General features: G+C 49.3%; 13 protein-coding genes. 1 reads left to right on the top strand and 12 read right to left on the bottom strand.

Features of this window, described 5'->3' with window-relative positions:
• Window positions 1–195: 195 nt before the first annotated feature.
• From C9J03_RS16330 to C9J03_RS16305, 6 genes are all read right to left on the bottom strand, one after another.
• Window positions 196–3,579, bottom strand: a complete 3,384-nt coding sequence (locus tag C9J03_RS16330) for a GH36-type glycosyl hydrolase domain-containing protein (protein ID WP_044620613.1) — start codon at window positions 3,577–3,579, stop codon at window positions 196–198.
• Window positions 3,580–3,618: 39 nt separating this feature from the next.
• Entirely contained in the window at window positions 3,619–4,737 is a 1,119-nt protein-coding gene (locus C9J03_RS16325; protein WP_044620612.1) for an ABC transporter ATP-binding protein, read from the bottom strand.
• Window positions 4,738–5,239: 502 nt separating this feature from the next.
• Entirely contained in the window at window positions 5,240–8,668 is a 3,429-nt protein-coding gene (locus tag C9J03_RS16320; RefSeq protein WP_044620611.1) for a hypothetical protein, read from the bottom strand.
• 115 nt (window positions 8,669–8,783) lie between these two features.
• Window positions 8,784–10,436, bottom strand: coding sequence for a sulfatase family protein (locus tag C9J03_RS16315; protein ID WP_044620610.1), 1,653 nt, complete (start codon window positions 10,434–10,436; stop codon window positions 8,784–8,786).
• Window positions 10,437–10,482: 46 nt separating this feature from the next.
• Complete coding sequence (gene bglX, locus C9J03_RS16310) at window positions 10,483–12,870, bottom strand: beta-glucosidase BglX (protein WP_052829559.1); 2,388 nt, start codon at window positions 12,868–12,870, stop codon at window positions 10,483–10,485.
• Window positions 12,871–13,273: 403 nt separating this feature from the next.
• Entirely contained in the window at window positions 13,274–13,666 is a 393-nt protein-coding gene (locus C9J03_RS16305; RefSeq protein WP_052829558.1) for a DUF2799 domain-containing protein, read from the bottom strand.
• Window positions 13,667–13,909: 243 nt separating this feature from the next.
• Between C9J03_RS16305 and C9J03_RS26505 the strand changes: the two genes are divergently transcribed.
• Window positions 13,910–14,242, top strand: coding sequence for a hypothetical protein (locus C9J03_RS26505; protein ID WP_146149088.1), 333 nt, complete (start codon window positions 13,910–13,912; stop codon window positions 14,240–14,242).
• 57 nt (window positions 14,243–14,299) lie between these two features.
• On the opposite strand, the gene C9J03_RS16300 is transcribed toward C9J03_RS26505, so the two are convergent.
• Genes C9J03_RS16300 through C9J03_RS16275 form a run of 6 tightly spaced genes read right to left on the bottom strand, consistent with a single transcriptional unit; the run spans window position 14,300 to window position 20,701 of the window.
• Window positions 14,300–15,526: a BatD family protein gene (locus C9J03_RS16300; RefSeq protein WP_044620609.1), complete on the bottom strand. Its 1,227-nt coding sequence runs from the start codon at window positions 15,524–15,526 to the stop codon at window positions 14,300–14,302.
• Between the two features lie 6 nt (window positions 15,527–15,532).
• The gene (locus tag C9J03_RS16295; RefSeq protein WP_044620608.1) at window positions 15,533–17,395 is read right to left on the bottom strand and encodes a VWA domain-containing protein; all 1,863 of its coding nucleotides are present in this window, start codon (window positions 17,393–17,395) and stop codon (window positions 15,533–15,535) included.
• Window positions 17,388–18,356 carry a VWA domain-containing protein gene (locus C9J03_RS16290; protein ID WP_044620607.1) on the bottom strand — a complete coding sequence of 323 codons (969 nt, stop codon included), beginning with the start codon at window positions 18,354–18,356 and terminating at the stop codon, window positions 17,388–17,390. Before C9J03_RS16290 ends, C9J03_RS16295 begins: the two co-directional genes overlap by 8 nt.
• Window positions 18,350–18,823, bottom strand: coding sequence for a DUF4381 domain-containing protein (locus C9J03_RS16285; RefSeq protein WP_044620606.1), 474 nt, complete (start codon window positions 18,821–18,823; stop codon window positions 18,350–18,352). The genes C9J03_RS16290 and C9J03_RS16285 overlap by 7 nt, the downstream gene beginning before the upstream one ends.
• Entirely contained in the window at window positions 18,816–19,736 is a 921-nt protein-coding gene (locus C9J03_RS16280) for a DUF58 domain-containing protein (RefSeq protein ID WP_044620605.1), read from the bottom strand. Before C9J03_RS16280 ends, C9J03_RS16285 begins: the two co-directional genes overlap by 8 nt.
• The gene (locus C9J03_RS16275; RefSeq protein WP_044620604.1) at window positions 19,733–20,701 is read right to left on the bottom strand and encodes an AAA family ATPase; all 969 of its coding nucleotides are present in this window, start codon (window positions 20,699–20,701) and stop codon (window positions 19,733–19,735) included. Before C9J03_RS16275 ends, C9J03_RS16280 begins: the two co-directional genes overlap by 4 nt.
• Window positions 20,702–20,969 lie beyond the last annotated feature (268 nt).

Raw genomic sequence — 20,969 nt, 5'->3', positions numbered from 1 at the left:
CCTTTTACTTAAACCGTAACAGTTACAGCCTTGCTTACGAAAATAATATTTTGTATTTGCAGCTAGTTAACTTGAAGTATAACGGATCATGTAAAACGTTTCTACAAATCAGAACAGAGTAACGTTGACGCATAACACAGAATACGACCGACGATGAGGTTGACACCCCGGAATCCGGGGTGTCAGGCCCATTGGCTACAGCCAGATCGCCAACTCGTTTTGGGTGTCTTGTAGCATAGAGGCAACAACTTGCTTCTCAATAAGCGCCCCACCGGTACGGTAAGCATTTGGCATTAGCGAGATAGCAAGCTCTTCACCGTTAAGCTCAACACGTTTCGGTGTGTAAGTCCCTTGCTCTGGGTTAATCACCAAGCGGCATGGCTTGCCGTATAGCGTGAAGTCCAGCGTCACTTTACCCATCTGCTTGGCAATCACAGGGTCCAGTACCAAAGACTCGTTATCGAAACGGATACCCAGTACATTACTGATCACCTGGTTGATGTAGATACCAGGGCCGCTCGAGTAGATACGCCAGCCACCTTTCACTGCGACTTCGCCTTTCTTCAGCTTGTCGAAATCACGGTACGCTTCGTAGCGGTCATTGAACTTACCGTCAGAGCTTGAGAAGTAAGCATTGGACTGACGCACTTCTGCGTTCGGTACGGCCTTTTGAATACCCACAGGGACAATCTTGTACAGGTTCTGCGCCACTTCATCCGCTTTACCCATCTTACACAGAGCTTCGATGAAGCGAATATGGGCGTGGCAGTACTGAAGGCCCACTTCACGGCCAAGGTTTGCAGCCAGCTCGGCACGCTTGAAGTAGCTCTGCTTACCACCCTGGTATTTCGCCATTTTCTCCATCAAGCGCACGCCGTCAGGGTGAACCAGGTTCTCTTCGATGATGGCCATGTGCTTGTCTGCCATCTCTTTGTCGAACGTTTCAGAGATGATCGAACGTGAGGCCGGCAGCAGGCGATACTTGATGCCTGTTTTCTTGTCTGACGGGTGAAGGAGGTACTCAACCTGATCAACGTCTTTGTTCGGTAAGTGGATAAAGCCAGCAATAACACCGTCTTTGATCAGCAAGTTGTTGTAATCCTCTTCCATTTCGATAGCCAGTTTATTGATCTTGTGAACAAAAACGGCGAAATCAGGATTACCTTCAAGCGCGGCACTCATCGTCTTCAGCGCTTGCAGGGTTAGCGGGATAGTCCAGCCACTGACCATGTTTTCACGCAGGGCTTGGTTAGCCGGCTGCAGGGTATCATCCCAGTCACCGTCACCGTAGCATGATAGCGATGTGCCCGGGATCAGGTTGTCGATGATGTGTTTAACCTGACGCTCAACGTGGGCAAACAGGGTGTAGGTTTCCGGTGTAAAGGTAAAGCCGTCTTCGATGCTGGTGTATGGCACTTCAATGTTCAGTACATCCAGATCGCCGGTGGCCGTGATGTAGTCAGCAATGGCTTTCAAAGGCCAAACTACGATGTCACCGTGGCAGTCTTCCTGCTGGATCTTGGCGTATTTGTCGAACATGAACCACTGCGGCCAAGTACCGGTTTCGATATGCTGGTGGCTGTAGATGGTTTTCAATAGGTCAACTACACGGTCATAGCGCTGCATCGACATAAAGAATTCGAATGGGCCCTGAGAGACATCACGCGTACCCCACGCCGCACCAGAGTATTGCTCTAGGCCGTGTGGCGTGCTGTAGTGCACCAATGCGTTGTGGGTGAACCACTGCATAGTGTCATTCAACTTCTGGGCGTTGTAACTGTCGTTCTCGAAATCAATGTGGAAGTTATTGATCAGTGCGTGCTGTGAAGCTTGGTATTTTTCAATTTCAGCAGCAAAGTCGAGTGTTAGCGGAGCCGTTACCTGATCAGCGTTCATGGCACCTTGAATTGTTAGGCTTGCCTTGTCTTGTACCTTACCTTGGAACAGTACGTAACGAACACTGTCGTCAGCTTTCACTAGCGACACTTCCGCCAGTGAAGCATCAGGGCGAATCGCATAGGTCAGCTCAGGGTGAACCGAGTTCATCAGCTCGAAATCACCAGATACTGTCATGTAGTCATCTTTGTGTTCAACCACGACATTGGCATCATTTTCATTGTTACCCATTACCATTTGGTTGGTCACAATGACTTCAAGCGCATCAGATAAATTAACGGTTTCGATGTCTAGCTGGATTGAAGAGGTATCCTGCGCACTGAAGCTGGTTACAACGATATAACCTTGCTGGTATTTGTATACCCAGCGCGAGAAGTTAAGACCGGTCTCGTAGGCAGATGGCATCGAAAGGATACGGAAATCATCGCCTTCCTTCACCCAGATACGCTGGCCGCTGTACTTAAACAGGTTCAAAGACGTACGGTCGACACCCAACAGTTTGTTGAATGAAGTATTGCCAATGACGACATGTGAGTTGAACACACCATACATACCGTGGGTTGAGCTCATCACGGCATTTTGGAAGTCCTGGCAGTTGCCAGAAGAAACCATGTGGCCGGTTGAACGCTCAAGCACACGCTCTTTCGCAGGCAATGTCACATAGCGGCTTTCGCCTTTTTGCTTACCGTAGAAGAAAGACAATAGCTTGCCGTCTTGCTCTTCAGCAAAGCGACGCTCTTCACCGAAGAAGTCTTTGATTTCTTCTGCCGTAAGCTCGTCGCCAACAAGCACGTTATAACCATTTAGGAAGAATGAAGGCAGTGTTTGTTCTGTTGCCGCGGTCATTGCAGGCGCTGAATATGCCGCTTTGATAGCCTCAAGATCACCCGCTTCAGCAACATTCGCCCCTTCAAGGTGAGTACCGAAGGCAATGTAGAATACCGACTGAGATTGTTGCGCAGGGGCCAGTGTAATGTCCGCAGTTTGCAGCGCAACATAACCCATTTCAAACTGTAGTTTTTCGTTAGCTAGCGTCGGCTCAGAAAGTACTACTGGCGTTGGCTCAAAACGGTAGTTCTTGCCAAAGAACTGATAACCGTCAGTTGAGTAACCAACAATTGAATCAGTCAGTGAGCCAATTTGAGAGCAAGGGTTACCCGTAGACTGAGGCAGGTTCTGGCGAGAGCAGATAACATAACCCGCTTGCTCTAGGTTAAATACTTGATGATCCAGGTATTGGCTGACGTAGCACTCATTGCTTTTTACGCCGCCTTCATCGGCAAGAGCAAGATCTTGACCAAATACCAAGTCGTATTTCAGAGCATCTTTTTGCAGGTTTTCTACCTGAGTGGTAAAGAAAACTTTTTCAGATTGTGCATCCAGGCTCATGACAACTGTTGCACGGAAAGCTTCTGTGGTGGTTTCCCAGCCAACCAATCCCGCTTCAGTACGGAAAGCGCGCATATTGTGATTAAGGTGCATAAGCGGCATAAATGAAATGCCAGCATCGCTTTTAACGCGAATATATACATTTGACAAAGCACCTTCGAATTCACTTGGCTCGTAAAGGTTTACCATTACATTGCCAGATTTAATATTCTTCAGAACATTATGCTCAGTAAATTCTAGGTTTAGTAAGCCATTTGAGACTACATGGCTTGAGTCAGAAATAGTGTGAATCATGAAATTAAAATACCTATAATATAAATTTAAAACTGTCTGTTATTCTGTCGGAATAAAAATATTTTCTTCGGTGCTTCTATCGAAAATATGGCACTTATCCATATTGAAAGAAATTTGATGCATGCTTTGTTTGCACAATGCAATGTCTGGGTTTACATATTTACAAATCAATTGTTTACCTGCGAAGTTTAGATAAACAAAAGACTCAGAACCCATTTCTTCCACTTCTGTAATTTTGGCTTCGCAGCTGTTGCTTGCTTCACCGATATTAATATGTTCTGGTCGCAAACCCAGGAATACTTCGTGTCCGTTATATTGTTCAGCTCGGGCTTGCTTTGCTTCAGGCAATTCGAATAAATGGCCATCGACTTCTACTGCCATGTTATTGGATTCGGTTTTAGTCAGTTTGCCTTCCAGCATGTTCATCGTTGGTGAGCCGATAAATTCCGCGACAAACTTATTCACTGGTTTGTGATACAGGTTCATGGGTGTGTCAACCTGCATAATTGCGCCGCGGTTTAGCACACAAATTCGGTCACCCATGGTCAATGCTTCCACCTGATCATGGGTGACATAGATCATGGTTGCCGGTTTACCGCTCTGCTTGAGTTCATCATGCAGGCGGGATATGCGCATCCGCATCGAAACACGCAATTTCGCATCCAGGTTTGAAAGCGGTTCATCGAACAAAAAGACTTCAGGCTTACGTACCATCGCACGGCCTAATGCAACGCGCTGACACTGGCCACCAGACATTTGCCCCGGTTTGCGATCAAGCAATTCAGTGATTTCCAGCAACTCTGCGGCTTCTGTCACACGACGATGAATTTCCTCTTTCGACTTCTTGCGGGTTTCCAAACCAAACGCCAAATTTTGGCGCACAGTCATGTGTGGATACAGTGCGTAGTTCTGGAACACCATGGCAATACCACGGTCTTTCGGTAGAACAGAATTACAATGCTTATCACCGATATGAAGATCACCACTGGTAATACTTTCAAGCCCGGCAATCATTCGTAGTGTGGTCGATTTGGCACAGCCCGAAGGACCAACCAGCACCATGAACTCACCATCCTTGATGTCCAGACAAAAATCATGAACAGCGTGATAACCATTCTTATAAATTTTGTTTATGTTTTGCAGCTTGACCTGGGCCATAACCGTACTCTTCGTAGAAAATTGTTTGTGTTGAAACGTTTCTACAAATAGTAAGTAAAGCCCCATTTACTGTCAACAACAGGTATCAAATCATGTACATGGGTCACACTTTTTATTTCTTGCTCTTACAACCGCTATACTGGAAATAATAAATCACAATAAATCATAAACTTAAATCCAATCTGCACGTTATTAAAGTCATTTCACCAGCCGATAGTAACTGCAACACAAGCGCCATATCGCCACCTCCCGGCTTGTCATTGACCGAAAGTTTGATATGGATCTAACTTTCTGATCCGATACTATAGAAATAACTCTGGTTACTTTTCATTCATTTCGAAACGTTTTAGCAAAAGTAGCCTTTTTCAACGACCCGCGATGGCAAGATGCAACCAAAGTAGAATAACGCCTTGCCACGGCATAACAGATAAAAAAAAGCCTAACCGCATCGCGGTTAGGCTTGTCGACAATCTAATTGATCACTTCAGTGATGATTGCACAACTAGTAGCACTGAGCACTATTATTACAGTAACTGTCGTCGAGGATCTGTTGGTGATATACCCGGACATCATCCAATACCACAGTGCTTCTGCCGGCATTCCTACCGTCCTGCTTCATCCGCAGTACCAAGTTCAACGCCGTTTCGCCCGGGCGTTTGCGAGCCGTTACCGTGATCTCTTCGGGGCTATCATTGTCAACAAAACCAACATCTCGCCAGTCACCGGTAGGGGTTGCTTCAGAGTTAGGTGGGCGTTGCGGGTTTTCGATATCAAACTTGATTTCAAATTTCGCCTCCGCCAGGTCACGCTGACCCACTTTGAAGCGAACCAGATAACGGGTTCCTGCCGGATCGTCCGAAATATCGATCCTGCGCTCTGCGCTCTGCCAATTTGTCACCCCGCCGCTCAAATCGAATTTGAGCGAGTGGCTGCCTTGAATAACCTCGCTGGAGTCATCGGTAATGTAAACACGGTTGCTCAAGTTCCAGTTCGAACTACCTTGCTCGAAGTCACCATTGCTGAAGGGTTGTTTCGCGCCAAAAGATTGCAACGCCGTATTACCAAACACAAACGAGCCACTACCTTCGGTCAAGTATTCGATGTGCAGATATTTCGCATTAGCCGGTTGCTTAATATCCAGGCTCATCACTTTGTTGGCCCAATTCCCAAACACATTGGAGCTTTCTACCTGACTATCAGGATCGATGTCGGCAAAATTGCCCGTAGATGACCAACTCAGGCGCAACTTTGCTCTTCCGGCTTGGCCTTGCGGTTCAATCAACGTCGATATCCGGTACTCACTGCCTTCCATCCCATACGGCAAATGGACGGCCTGGGTTAAGATCGCATCATCCTGCAGAGTAACTCCGCTACCATGAATACTGCCGCCACTTGTCACATTCCCAGCAACAGTCTCCCAACCAACGTTTGCCCCAAGCTCAAAGTTAGGGTTCTTGAAAATGACCTCACGTCCAGACAATGGGGCAGTAATATTGTGGATGCCCACGATATCATCGAGTTCGACCCAATCTCCTTGTGGGTCTTCCACGCGAAATTCGGCAAATATCTCACCGGTCGGGACCACAAACGGTGAAAGGTGGTAGCCAAACGCCTCCTCACTGCCATCGGCGCGAATACCAGTGACCAGCCTTGGTGTCATGGTTGAGTAGAGCACCTGCTGGCGATTTTGTTCATTAAAACCAATCTGGACTTCAGGGCGATAGAAGGTATTTCTAAATGGCTGAACCACCCCCGGCTGGATCGTTTCTGCAAGCCCGATTGCGCCGTACCAGAAGTCCGCAATCCCAACGCTCATTTTGTCGTAGTCAGGCATGTTGGCCGACCAGCGCATTAGCAGCTGCGCATCGGTGTCTCCCGCGCTGACCATGGTCTGGCGGCGGCCATCTCGGTAGGCCATGTAAGCGCCGACAACGGCATCGGTTTTGCCTAGCTGGCCAAAGCCGCTCACCGCTGGGAAGTGAATAAAATCATCAGGATGGTCGGTCGGACCATCGTTATAATAGTTGCCGTTCGAATTCGGGCTATGGCCGGCAGAGAATCCAGCAAAATAGGTAAAGCCCATCTCATCGGTTTCCGACTGGGTCAGCGCGTAGTAGTTATTGTTCTGTTCCGCCCACGACTTACCATGGAAGTGGTGGTCCAAAATAAGCGGCCCCCCCATAATGATAAACGCCGAATGGGAGGACTTAATCACTGGCTGATCAAGCAACTCGTAGTCGTAGAGGAAGTTTTCCCTTTCGTAGGTAAACTTGCCATAGTTGCGGGTTGCAAGGGGGTCTTGAGCTGCAGCAATATCACCGTAAAGCCAAGTCTCGTTGGACATGAGGCGGTTAAGGCGTACCGGGCCAAAGTCATCTGAGTCCCATGTAATACGCTGCTCAGCCCTTACCACATCCCCAGCTCGCTGGAACACTTGCTGGAGGTATTTGGCATAACTGGCAATGTTCTGGTTATCGGGATACATCTCTGCCGCTTTGATCGCAGCAGGCAAGAACTTCATGCTGATGTAGACCTGGTACTGCGGGTTACCCGCATTAATCGAGCCATCAGTGTTGTAGTTACGCACAAAGTGGCCATCGACGCTTTTCACGCCGCCCTTGCCGTCCTCATGCAGACCCGCGTGACGTTTGATCAATAGCTCTATGTACTGCTCAATTTCTGGATCATGCTCAATTTGATCAGCGACCATCAACAGGTATAGTGCCCAGCCAACGTTATCGGCAATTGGTGACGTGTTGGGATTGGTATGCTCCAGTTTGCGGTGCAGGAAACCTTCCGGAGAGGCGTAATTCCCCGACATCCCCGAAGCGGTCAGCCCCTTTATCGCTGCAACATACTGCGCCAATTCATCACGCATCCAAGCGTCAAAATCCAACCGCAAATCTGTATTGTCCCGCAGCAGATGGGCACCATTGTCGGCAAACAGTAACTTGCCGTCTGCTGTTAGGCTGAAGTCGTGCCAGCGCTGCTCTGTCAGCAGATAGGGGGTTGGCGCTATCTGGCCACTGCTTCGCACCGTCTCTAGCGGGGAGAACAGCATCCCCGTCCGCTCCCCATGCTCCACGCTGATATACAGCCCAGCATCCCCCTCACTGCCGAACACCCGGCTGAAGGCAATGCCAGTCAGATTATCCTGCCGGTAGATACGCTGAACAGATTGGCTGTGGTGCGGCAGTTTGTAAACGCTGTCGGGCGTCTGCAGATACAGATTGCCCACTTCCATGTCGAGCGCGATATCCTGTACCGGACCCGCCAGCGCGATCTTCTCAACGCCAAGCTGACGCCCGTTGTGCTCAACTTCAAATGCCGCATTGCGGTCGGCATCAATCCGGTAAACAGCGGAATCCCCCCCAACATAGAGTGTCGAAGAGAAATAGTTCATACCGACACGCGGCAACTGGCTCGCGCCTTGTTTCTGCAGAGTTAGACGGTGGAAAACGGTCAACGCTTCGGTGTTGGTATTGTATGCCAGAATGGCGTCATCACTCCGGCCCGCGTCACGATCACAAACCGCAAGGTACAGAAAGCGCCCCGACGGGGTAAATGTCATCCCGCACAATGCGTTATCATGGTTGAGGTTCATATCGGGCAACAGGTCGACGATATCAGCAGCGTCAATACGGTGTTTCAGCGTTTGATGGATATCCCTTATTTCGATATTTAAACCTGCCGGATCTGCAACGGCATAGCTGCCTGCCACTTTCGCAGACGCCACACTCTGACCACTGCCGCCATTAAAGGACCAAGCACTGATTGAAATATCCGGCGACGGCCAATCAGCCTCTGGAGGTAATGTCCCCGGCTTGCCATCACTGCTCCCGCCAGAGCCACCACCACAACCTGCCATTGATGCGGCAAGCAGACCGACAGAGAACAGTTTTTTATAATTATTCGTGACCGTTATCATCATTGTCACATTCCCTCTTTCATCACGCTTGGAAATAAATATCGCGCCCACAAGCAACCGGCGCGTAAGAATACACTAAACAGCTAGCCGGCACCCTCTCGGCTACCGGCTGTATCAACTACTTGAAACTATGGGGAAACAACTCTTTCAATGAGGGGTTCGGATGACGCTCCAATGGGGCATCGCGCCATTCCTTCAGTGGAGGGACACCATATTCGTCCTGCAACTGGGCAAGACGATTGAGCAAGCGCCCGACTTCTTCCTTGTAACGCGGGTCGTCGATGGCATTGACCATTTCGGATGGGTCAGCCTGCAGATCGTAAAACTCCCATTGATCACCTGGGTTGTAGAAGTGGATTAACTTGAAGCGGCCATCCGACACCCCGTAGTGGCGGGCCACATCATGGAAACCGGGGAATTCATAGTAGTGATAGTACAGGGCATCACGCCAACCACTGTTCCCCTGGTCAGTCAACAGAGGCAACAGGGACTTGCCATGCACCTCTGCCGGAGCCTGCAGACCGGCCAACTGCATGAATGTCGGCGCGTAATCGATATTCTGCACTAGATCATCAACGACAGTACCAGGCTTGATCACCCCAGGTAGCTGCATAACCAGCGGGGTCGAGAATGACTCCTCGTACATAAATCGCTTATCGTAAAAACCATGTTCGCCAAGGAAGAAGCCCTGATCCGAGGTATACACCACCAAGGTATTTTCGCTCAGTCCATTCTCTTCCAGATAATCGAGCACCTCTCCGACACTTTCATCCACGGCAACAATGGTCGCTAGGTAGTCTTGCATGTAGCGCTGATACTTCCATTCCGCCATCTGTTTTTCAGTCCAGTTGGCTTCATTGGCATTCATGTGATCATTACGGGCTTGGTATGCTTTATCCCACTCGGCACGCTGCTCGTCGGTCAACCTGGCAAGCAAGTGCGGCCAGATATCTTCACGCCATTCGCCTTCTCCCTCGGCCACCGTCATTTTAATGTCATGGCCGTCCTGAGTGTGGTTAGCAATGGTCATCGACTGCTGGCTTGCCGCTTTGCGTCCTTCGTAGTTATCGTAAAAGTTATCTGGCAGCGGAAACTCAACGTTCTCAAACAGCTGGGTATGACGAGGAGCCGGCATCCAGTTGCGGTGTGGTGCCTTGTGGTGCATCAGCAGGGCAAAAGGTTTGGATTTATCCCGCCCTTCATCCAACCACTCAAGGGTCTTATCGGTGATCAAGTCAGTGGTATAGCCCATCTCCATGGTCACACCGTCAGCAGTGATAAAATCCGGGTTGTAGTACTCACCCTGATCATTGAGGATTTCCCAGTGGTCAAAGTTAAAGCCATTCGGGATGCGGTTAATATGCCACTTGCCGATCATGGCGGTGGTATAACCCGCATCCTGCAGTGCGTTGGGCCAGTTGAACTGGGTACCATCGAAAATCTGACCGTTATAAGTGAAGCCATTTTCGTGACCAAACTTACCCGTGAGCATCGCTGCGCGGCTCGGCCCGCACAGGGAGTTGGTCACATAGGAACGCTGAAACTGCGCCCCATTGGCAGCAATGCGATCAATATTCGGAGTGGGGGCAAGTTTGGAGATAGGATGGCCATAGGCACTCAGTGCCTGCACGGCATGATCGTCCGACATGATAAACAGAATATTCGGCCGCTCTGGACTTGCTTCTGTTACTTGCACATCCGCAGCCGCCGCATTGGCTAACGGCTGGCTACAGACCCCTGCGACCAAGCATGAAATCAGCGCTTTTTTCATAAATGATTCCTTTGCAAAAGCCCGTCAATGACGGGCTAAGATTTTATTATTTTTCAACCAGTTCGAAACTTGCTTTTTGCACATTGTCTGAGGCGGTGCCGACAAAGACATCAAACGTGCCCGCTTCTACCCCCCAGCTCATATCGGCGCGGTAGAATGCGAGATCGGCAGGTGTCAGGGTGAAGGAAATCGTTTTCGACTCCCCCTTATCAAAATGCACTTTCTGGAAACCCTTTAGCTCTTTAACCGGACGGGTAATCGAGCCGACATGCTGACGGGTATATAGCTGAACCACTTCCTCGCCGGCGTATTTACCGCTGTTGGTAATATCGACAGATACAGTCAGTTCACCATCCACAGTCAGCTCTTCGCTGCTTAGACGAATATCACCGTAGTCAAACTGGGTGTAGCTTAGACCATGGCCAAATGCGTACAGTGGTGTATTTGGTGAATCATCGTAACGAGATTTGTAATGCTCCTGGCGCTGGTTCGGGTTATCCGCAAAGTAAGGACGGCCGGTATTTTTCTCGTTGTAGTAAATTGGCACCTGACCCACTGAACGCGGGAAGGTCATCGGCAGTTTGCCTGACGGCGTAAAATCACCAGAGATAACATCAGCAAGTGCGATACCGCCCATGGTGCCCGGGTACCAAGCATGAAGGATGGCGTCGACATTCTTATCAGCCCAGCGCAAATCGTTTGGACGGCCACTCATCACCACCAGCACCATAGGTTTACCAAGCTTCTTCAACTCTTCCATTACCTGCTGCTGATTGCCCGGTAGTGTTAATTCAGTACGGCTTGATGCTTCACCAGACATGCGCTGCTCTTCACCCATGACCATGACAATCACGTCAGATTTTTTCGCTGCAGCAATAGCACGCTTCATCTCTTTTTCTAGTGACGAATCATCGGCTGTAATACGTGGAACACCGATACCCTGAAGTGCATCGATATCATCTTGTGAAGAGATGTATTCGTAGCTTGCGCCTTTGGCATAGTTGATCTTGATGTTTTTACCAAAACGGTGCTTGAAGCCTTCCAACACGGTCACAGGGTGCGATTTACGATCCCCCGCGGCAGCCCAGTTACCAATCATGTCAAACTTGCTGTCCGCCAGTGGACCAATCAAGGCGATGGACTTAATTTCATTGTCTTTTAACGGTAGCGTCTGGTTGTCATTTTTAAGCAGTACGAAAGACTTACGGGCAACATCGCGGGCTGCATTTTGATTTTCTACACTGAGGATTTCACGCTCGGCACGTGACTCGTCATTGTAGCGATATGGGTCTTCGAACAGGCCAAGGCGCCATTTCATCTCGAGGATCTGACGAACAGCAGTATCAATTTTTTCTTCTGACACTTTTCCCTCGGCAACAAGCTCTTCGAGGTAATTGATATACAGCTGACCAACCATATCCATATCAGCACCAGCATTAAAAGCGATCTCTGCTGCATGCTTATCGTCACGGGCGTAACCGTGAGGAACCAGTTCATTGATGGCGGTGTAATCAGTTACCACAAAACCTTCGAATCCCCATTGGTCACGCAGGATATCGGTCAGAAGGCGTTTGCTACCTGTGGCCGGAATACCATTCAAATCATTGAATGACGTCATGAAAGTGGCAACACCGGCATCCACCATGGCTTTGAACGGAGGCATCTGTGTCGTCCAAAGCTCGTGCTCCGAGACATCCGTTGTATGGTAATCACGGCCAGCCTGAGACAGGCCATAGCCAACAAAGTGTTTGGCTGTCGCCATAATGGTGTCTTCTTGGCTTAAGTCATCGCCTTGAAAGCCCTCAACACGGGCAACGGCCATGGCCGTTGATAAGAATGGGTCTTCACCGGCCGCTTCAGACACGCGGCCCCAGCGAGGGTCACGAACCAAGTCGGCCATCGGGGCGAATGTCCACATGATGCCATCAGCAGATGCTTCCTTTGCAGCAACGCGGGCGCTGAGTTTAACCGCATCCAAGTCCCAGGTTGCGGCTTCACCAATCGATTGTGGGAAGATGGTCTTGTGACCGTGGATGATATCGTGACCGACAATCAACGGAATACCCAGGCGGGTCTCCTCAACCGCTATTTTCTGGAGCTGACGACCAAAGTCGGCACCATAAGCATTGAAGATGGCTCCAACCTGCCCGTCTTTAATCTGCTGTTCGTAGGATTCATTGATAAATGGCCCAGTGACATTGCGAAAGCCACTTTGCAGATCCAGCTGCCCCACTTTTTCCTGCAACGTCATCTTGTTAATCAAGCCACCGATGAAAGCATCCATCTTCTCTTTATCATCCTGCCAGTGTGCTGATGATGCAGACTCCGTACGCTCAACATTAATCATGTCACTAAACATCGTTGAACTTGCCATCACATAACCACCCATTGTCATACTCAGCGCGAGCAACGTCGGCTTTAACACTGTTTTCATACCATTCCCGAAAAATCTTTAAACTAATTTGGAAGCCCTGAATAACGGTCTAAGGCGGCCCATCCAGCCGTATCGTTTCGAAAAACACCCCAAACCACAAAATCATTTAAAATCATTTAAAATCAGTAAATTAAAATCAAAAACACTAAATGCAAATAGAGTTGCGCAGCCATTGGCAACCCCAATAGATAGGATGGATACTAGTTTAGTCGAATCATTTCGACAATCATCTATTTTGAAAAATGAGACCCAATGCCCATTTAGTCATCAGGTTGTTGGCTGGATATGCACGTGGTGGAATAACAGGATTGAGGATGCGCATGCTGAACAGGTACAGCACGCGCAAAGCCTGCTGGCAGATAGCCAACAGGCTTAGCTGAAGAAGTGTTTATTCGCTTGAGCGCTAGAATTCATCACTTTCAATGGATGGATCGTAGGTGCCCAGCTCCCAGTCGTAATTCTGTTGGTTGATTTCATAGTCAACCCAACCAATATTGTACTGTTCGGCAAAATTAGGGTTTATCTCATCGCAGGTACCTTGATAGAACAGCCCGCTGAGCCCGATATCATATCCATCCTGATCACAGAATGCTTTTAAGCCAGCGACATAGCCTTTTTTGTAGGCAGCCACATCCACGGATTCAAGGCGTGATGTTTCAATCATTTTGCTTCCGCGCATCGCCAAATCATAGCCAAACTGCTCCCAGGTCTGGCCTTTTTCAAGCGCGATAGTCGATGAACACCCCGCGAGCAACAAAGCAAGAACAACAGCCATTAGTTTATTATTTACACCCATCGTCGACTCCTTAATCATAAAGCTACTATAGACCGCTCAAGAGCACCTTTTTGGTTTAGCTTTAATCTAAAATAATATTAATTTAAGCAGTGATAAGAAGATAGAAATATGCTTATCAATATATATAACATATACCAATATCATGGCTTTATCATGTGGGTTATCCATGCCTGAGATACGAATCGATAAACCTTAAATCATAAAATATTCTCATGAATTTCTTCGCTTGCTGTATTAACCAGATTGAAACCGGTCGAAAGCGCAAAGGTAATTCGACAAGCAACCGAAAGCAAAAGCTTAAAATACAGAAAGTTAAAGCCAAAACAACAACAAAGCAATGAAATTCATCGGCAGAAAACAATCGAAACGGGAAAATTAAAACATCATATTTCAACGAAAATAAATGGATATTCAGAGATTGAAGGACAATTAATTTACATAGATTTACCTATAGCAAAAACAGATGGCGCTGTATTTAGTTTGCGTTATTCACAGAACAGTTTGCATTGCACGCGGAATATTGAACTTAAGCTGAATAAAAACAAAAAAACGGCAACTTTCACCTACCGCTTTTAATCTTATACGATATTTTATATTTCTAGTTACATCTCGGAACTTGGTATTCCCCTTTAACTAGGGCTCGATCGGGGCAAAGTCTGCGCTTTTTGTCTTAACCAACCTCATTGCCTTGAGATGGTTGAGGACTGCAATGCGCTCAGGCTCACCGTCTGTTATTGACCGACTATAAAATGCCGCAAAATAGGCATCCATTAATTGGCCACATTCTTTTTTTACATATGGTTCAGCAACTCCCCAAGCCCCAACAACGGCTTGGTGGTTACGCTGCTCCAACGCAACTTGAAGGTTACACTTGTCCTGTTTACTACTTCCTACCGCCGCTCTTCCCAGCCCGTTTAGTTGCTTACGAGCTCGATAGAGGCGCTGCAAGGTGAGCAACCAGAGTAGGACGGCAACCACGGTGGCATAGCGCCAGTATTTTTCACTCCTCCCTTCGGTTTGCGGCTCCCCCAGCGCCAGCGTCTGTACCTGATTAGGCTGTATGTTCAGAGCCAACCCCTTCACACTGGCCACCGCGATTGTATTGTTGCCAGTATCAAACCAAGGTATGGCCAAACTCGGTATATCGAACAACCCCTCAGCTCGTGGCACAATAACCTGGCGAAGTGTCATCGTCATACCGCCATCGGTAGTTTCGAATTTCGGCTGCTCACTATAGACATTCATACCCTCAGGGTAATCCACGGTTAACTCTGGAAACGAGTCAATATTTCTGCCCTGAATGTACAGGCTGAGAGTCCGCGAGATTGAGTCCCCGACTTGTATCGCTGACGCTTGCGTCGACCACTCCTGCTCCAATGTGACCCTGTCTGACGGTAGCCACAGCCCGTGGTAGTTGTCGGGGATAGCCCGGCTTTCGAGATTAACCAAATTGGCCTTGTTCCTCACCCGCCGACGGGTACCGTTTTCATTGACTGCGACATGGGTCAACGATGCCCCCTCGAGGATGATGGCACCCACGTGTTCGGAAGAAACAAAAAATCGATAGGTTGATATCCTAAACTCTTCATTACCTAAAAAATAATACTCGTGGTCTTGACTACCTCGACGTACATTGACGCCTTCGGCCCGAGGCGGATTGACGCGGGTGAAGTGGATATCGGCCCGTGACTCGACCCTCAGTATGTAAGTCACTTCCGTTTCCGGATACACCGTATCGCGCACCAACTCAGCCGATAAACCAATTAAATCATCAAGCCCGTTATCCACCAGACTATCGGCCATTACACTAAACGGAGCTAGCGCTAAGCCACACAACAAGATTAGAACTCTGTTTATCATTTTTGATTACCACTCGATCTCGGTTTGTTCAGAAGGCTCTTTCAGCTCAGCCTGCATCAGCAGTAAGTTTCTCAGCAGCAAGGTGCGGTCATCTTGAATGAGACTAAGCCGATTGAGCACGGGATTGATTTCGCCGAGTTCACTCAACTGATGGCGAATTGCTTCAATATCGTCTTCGGTAGGCGTGCCAAAGTCCAAGTCAGCCGCCCCTGCAGTAAATTCATCCGCGTCATACTCGCCAGACTCACCATGCTGTTGCTGCGGCGGATAAAAATCACCATCACTATCAGGAGAAAACTGTGGGTTTTCTGGCTGGTTACCCTGTGAATCACTGTTACCAGTACTACTCTCACCTTGCTGTTCAGGGACATTTTCAGTGTCGGGATCCGACTCTAGGTTGTCCACGCCACCACGATTGTCATCAGAGCCTGTATCATCACGTTCCTCATCACCATCACTGTCACCGCTCTCCTCCTCATCGGAATTACCATTATCCCCCGCCTCACCGCTTTGCTCCTGATTATCGCGGTCTTGGTTTTCAAGCGCCTGCAGCGCCCCTTCCACCAAGCCAATATTAAATTTGGCCCCTTGATGTTCAGGATGGCTTTCTATCACTTCGCGGTATTTGACGAGCGCCTCTTCCAGCCGACCGGACTTGGCCAATGCATTAGCGAGGTTGTAATTGCTGCTGCCGTCAGTCACCTGTGAAAACGCGTCAATCGCCCCTTGATAGTCACCAGATTCATACAGGGCCACGCCTTGCCAGGCAGGATCAACAAAGGTACTCGCCGCCCGGTGGTAATTTCTATGCTGGTAGTGCTGGTAACCTTGCCGATCGGCATTGTTCCACAGCTGGCTCAGGCTGCCCGCCTCTACCGGGGATGCCGGAAGCAACACCAGCAAACCGACCGACCAGATCACCCCGCGCCGAAAGGCAAACAGCAGCATGCCAGCCAGCGGCCACAGCAGCCAGTAGCCATCGTTGATAAACTGGCTCGATAACCCTTCCGACAGCTCACGTACCTCCTCGAGGCTGCGTGTTTTTGTCAAGAATCCATACAGTTGCTCTATATCTTGCTGCGAATGCTGGTAAGTTACCGAAATACCACCAGTTAGCGCAGACAAGGCGCTCAAACGCTCAGGCACCAAGCGAGACACCACGGGCTGGCCACCACGACCAAGACGTGGCTGACCATGCTTGTCGTCGAGGACGGCCCCCTGCGGAGTACTTATGGCATAAGTAGACAAAGAATAAGGTGTATCTGACAACAGCAAGGCAATATCGGCTCTTTCCGCTTCACTGATCCCCGAGGTGACCAGCAGAATATCGCCAGTCCCGAACGAGGTTTGCGCCAGAAGCGTCATTGCTTCTTCCACCCCGGCAGCGGCATTCTTGCCGGGGGTCGGCATGACATCAGGCGACAAATATTCAATCTGGGTCAGCACGGTATTGTTGTCATGGGTCAGGGGACTGATGGTGTAACCCGCATTCGAGTAGGCCACCAGACCGGTATAGCCTTCATCCAGCAGGCTGATCAGGTCCGTAATTTTGTAGAATGCCTGCTGAAAGCGACTTGGCGAGATATCCCGGCCATACATGGCCTGCGACATATCCATCACAACAACCCGTGCCCGTTCAAGTTCAGAGTGGGGCCGATCCTGCTCACGCCAGTGAGGCCCGGCCATAGCGACCATCGCCATCACCCAGGCAAGGGTAACCCAGCAGCTGAAACGGTTTCGAGAATAAAAGTGTTCTTGTTGTAGGTGCGGTGCGATCAGGCCCTGCTGCTGCCGATGATACTTCAGCCAAAGCAGAACCGGGGCAACCAATAGCCCCAGTAGCCAGTGAGGGGACAAGAAATTAACCATAATGCCTCCGGTAGGCAGCCAACATCACCATCAGCAGCAAAGTCATAAACAACGGATACGGATAAAGGTCATACCGAGGTTGCCAAGTTTGCTCGGCATCAGAAATCGGCTCCAGCCCATCAATCAACGAATACACTTTTGCCAGTTCATCCTGGTTACGGGCCCTGAAGTACTGCCCTCCCGACAATTCGGCAATTTCAGTCAGCAGCGATTCATCCAGATCCCAGGCCGGGTTGGTTTCGTGCAGTTCACCAAAGGCATTTTCGACCATCATGGACTCGGCCCCTAAGCCGATACTGTAAATGGTGACATTGCTATCCTTGGCGAGCTCCGCCGCTGCCATTGGCTCTACCGCGCCGATGGTATTACTACCATCACTCAATAGGATCATGACCCGCTGAGGAGCTTCACTATCAATGAAGGTCTTAGTGGCAATGGCAACACCTTCACCTATCGCGGTCATGTAGCCAACTAGACCCAATGTAAGTTGTTCGATTTGTTGCTCCAGGTTGCGAATATCCAGTGTCAGCGGAGTATGGAGATAACCGTGATCGGCAAATAACACCAACCCTAGCCTGTCCCCTTCACGCCGACGAACAAAATCAACAAGAACACTTTTCATTGCCGTCATCCGGCTTATGGCTTCGCCTCCCCCTCCATTCATGTCTTCGATATCCATTGAGCCCGACAGATCAACTACCAGCATCACGTCTCGATGCTCCATCGGAACACTTATTGGCTCACCGAGCCAAACGGGGCGGGCCAAGGCCGATAGCAAAAACAGCCAAGCGGCAATGCTCAGTACCATTGGCACTCTGCTGTTATGAATACTGTCATCGAGATCATTGGGAAGGCGTCCGAGCCTTAGCACGGATACAGGCTCAACCTCACGGGCAAAACGACGGACAACCCATGGCAGCGGAAGCAACAGCACTACGGCGAGGTAATCAAACGCTAGCATTTACCCTCCGTTTTGAAGTGCAAAATCCAATGTCGGCTGGCTGCGATACACGTCTGCCACTGATCTTGTTCCAGTGGCTTATTGCCATACAGACCGGATAGCCAACCTTCTTTCAGAGCCATAAACTGCAAACTATCGAGTTGCCCATCAAGCTGTCCATCCAACTGTTTATCGAGCCATGCCAACCATGCTTCACCAGATAGCCCAGCCACTTGATTACGCGGAAAATAGGTCAAGGCTATACGCCGCAATAAACAATCAAGAGCCGGCAGATCGGGTCGGCTCTCCAGCCGTGAAAGATGGCCCAAGGCTTTCCGCTTGAGCCTGGTTTGGTAATGGTGATATCCGAGCCGAAGCAGGACAATAAAGAGAAGCCCGCCAAGTACCACCCATGTAGATGTCGGCAACGGCCACCAGCTAGGCTCCGCGGGTAGATCCAAGGGAGCAAGATTCAATACGCTATCCACGTAATCCTCCAAGCTGGTCGATCAATGGTTTGCCAGCAGAGACATGGTAAACAGGGGATTGGAGTTGATTTGAGAGTGTTGCCAAACGCTGTTGGTGATGCTCAAAATCATTCTGCAAAGACTGCAAGGTGGACTTGCGACCGAAGCTTATCGGCAGTGACCGTTGATGATCGCCGAGCCAATGGCGGCCCCGAAATGCGGTTTCACCCTTTTCAATTGGGTCAAAAACATGGAGTAGCCTCAACTTATTGTGCTGAGCCAGTTGCTTTAACCGCTTTTCAGTACAGGCTGATAGCTGATTGAAATCACTAATAACAATTAGCTCACTGCCTTTCGGGCAGAGACGGTGTAACTGATTCATTGCCACTAAAAATGTGTCTTGATGCTGCTCTTGAACCACCTTTAAACTTTTGTCATGAATACCTTTTATCGCATTCATGATCTGTAGTGGCCCTTGCTGACGGGCTGTCGGCGGGCAATCAATTACCTGCTGACCTCCAATAACAACCGCACCAACCCGATCTTTTTGCGCCACCGTTAACCAGCAAATCAAGCTGGCGATATGTGCCGCTTGAACTGACTTGTACAACAACCGAGTGCCGTATTGCATGGTCGAGGATAAATCAACCGCAAGCATCACCGGACACTCTCTTTCTTCGGTATATAACTTGGTATGGGGCTTACCCGTTCGGGCCGTAATACGCCAGTCAATAGACCGAATATCATCCCCTTTTTGATATGGACGTACCTCGGCAAAGTCCATGCCCCGCCCTTTACCAGCACTGTCATGTTGGCCGCTGAGATAGGACCAGATACTACGGGCAGGAGGAAGCCAGCGGACTGACTGCTTTTGGTAATGCAACAGTTCCGCCAGCGACAAATGAATACCATCACTATGGGCTGGAAGGATCATGCGCTAGTCACCCAGCTCAGAAGCTGTTTGATAATGAAATCGTTGTCGATCCCTTCCGCCTGGGCTTCATAGCTGCGCAACAGTCGGTGGCGCAGCACCGGATAGGCCATAGTCATCACATCATCCGGGGTGACAAAGTCGCGCCCAGCCAACCAGGCATGTGCCCGGGCACAGCGGTCCAGCGCCAGGGTCGCTCGCGGACTCACGCCCATTTGCAGCCAGCTTGCCAGCTGATCGTCGTATCTTTCTGGTGTTCGCGTCGCCATCACCAGTCGGATAATATACTGCTCAATCTCTTCCGCCATATACAGCTCAAGCACCTGCTGGCGCGCCTTGAAAATATCCTGCTGTGATAGATGGACGGCCTCTTCACTTTTCACGCCCAGTGCCTCACCTCGGTTGAGCCGCAGTATTGCCAATTCACTGTCACTATCTGGATATTCGACTTGGAGCTGCAACAAAAAGCGGTCCAGTTGAGCTTCTGGCAGTGGGTAGGTCCCTTCTTGTTCGATCGGGTTTTGGGTTGCCATCACCAGGAATAGCTCAGGAAGCGTATACGTCTGTTTACCCACGGTGATCTGCTTTTCGGCCATCGCCTCCAACATCGCCGACTGCACCTTGGCCGGTGCCCGGTTGATTTCATCAGCTAGTACCAGCGAATGGAAAATCGGGCCTTCCTGAAAATCGAAAGCCCCGGTCTCTGGGCGATAAATATCTGTTCCGGTCAAATCTGCAGGCAAAAGATCAGGGGTAAACTGCATACGCTGGAAACTGCCTTCAATACACTCAGCTAGCACTTTTACTGCTCGCGTTTTTGCCAACCCAGGCGGACCTTCCACCAGAATATGCCCATCAGCCAATAGAGCAATTAGCAACTGCTTAACCAAGTCTGGCTGGCCAATGACCTGCGACTGTAGGTAACGATTGAGAGACTGAAAAGTATCAACGAGAGGGTGAGCTAGCATGTAAACCTCTGAACAATGCAAAAATCGAAACGTTTATACGAATTTCGAAAATAATAGCAACTTCTTCAGATGGATGTAGCAGATACTGGTGGATTATGTGAATGTAATCCCACTATTCATCCTCCAAAATATCCTGTAATACAAGACTTAAAGAGCAATAAATAGAGAATCCCACCTACTAACAACAATGACATGACTATCGAAACCACAATAGAAACATTTCAAATAATTAATTACTCCTCCTATCACGTACCACCTGAAAACTGCT

The sequence above is a fragment of the Photobacterium gaetbulicola genome (assembly GCF_003025515.1).
Classification (GTDB): Bacteria; Pseudomonadota; Gammaproteobacteria; order Enterobacterales; family Vibrionaceae; genus Photobacterium; species Photobacterium gaetbulicola.
This window is presented reverse-complemented; position numbering and strand designations above follow the sequence as displayed.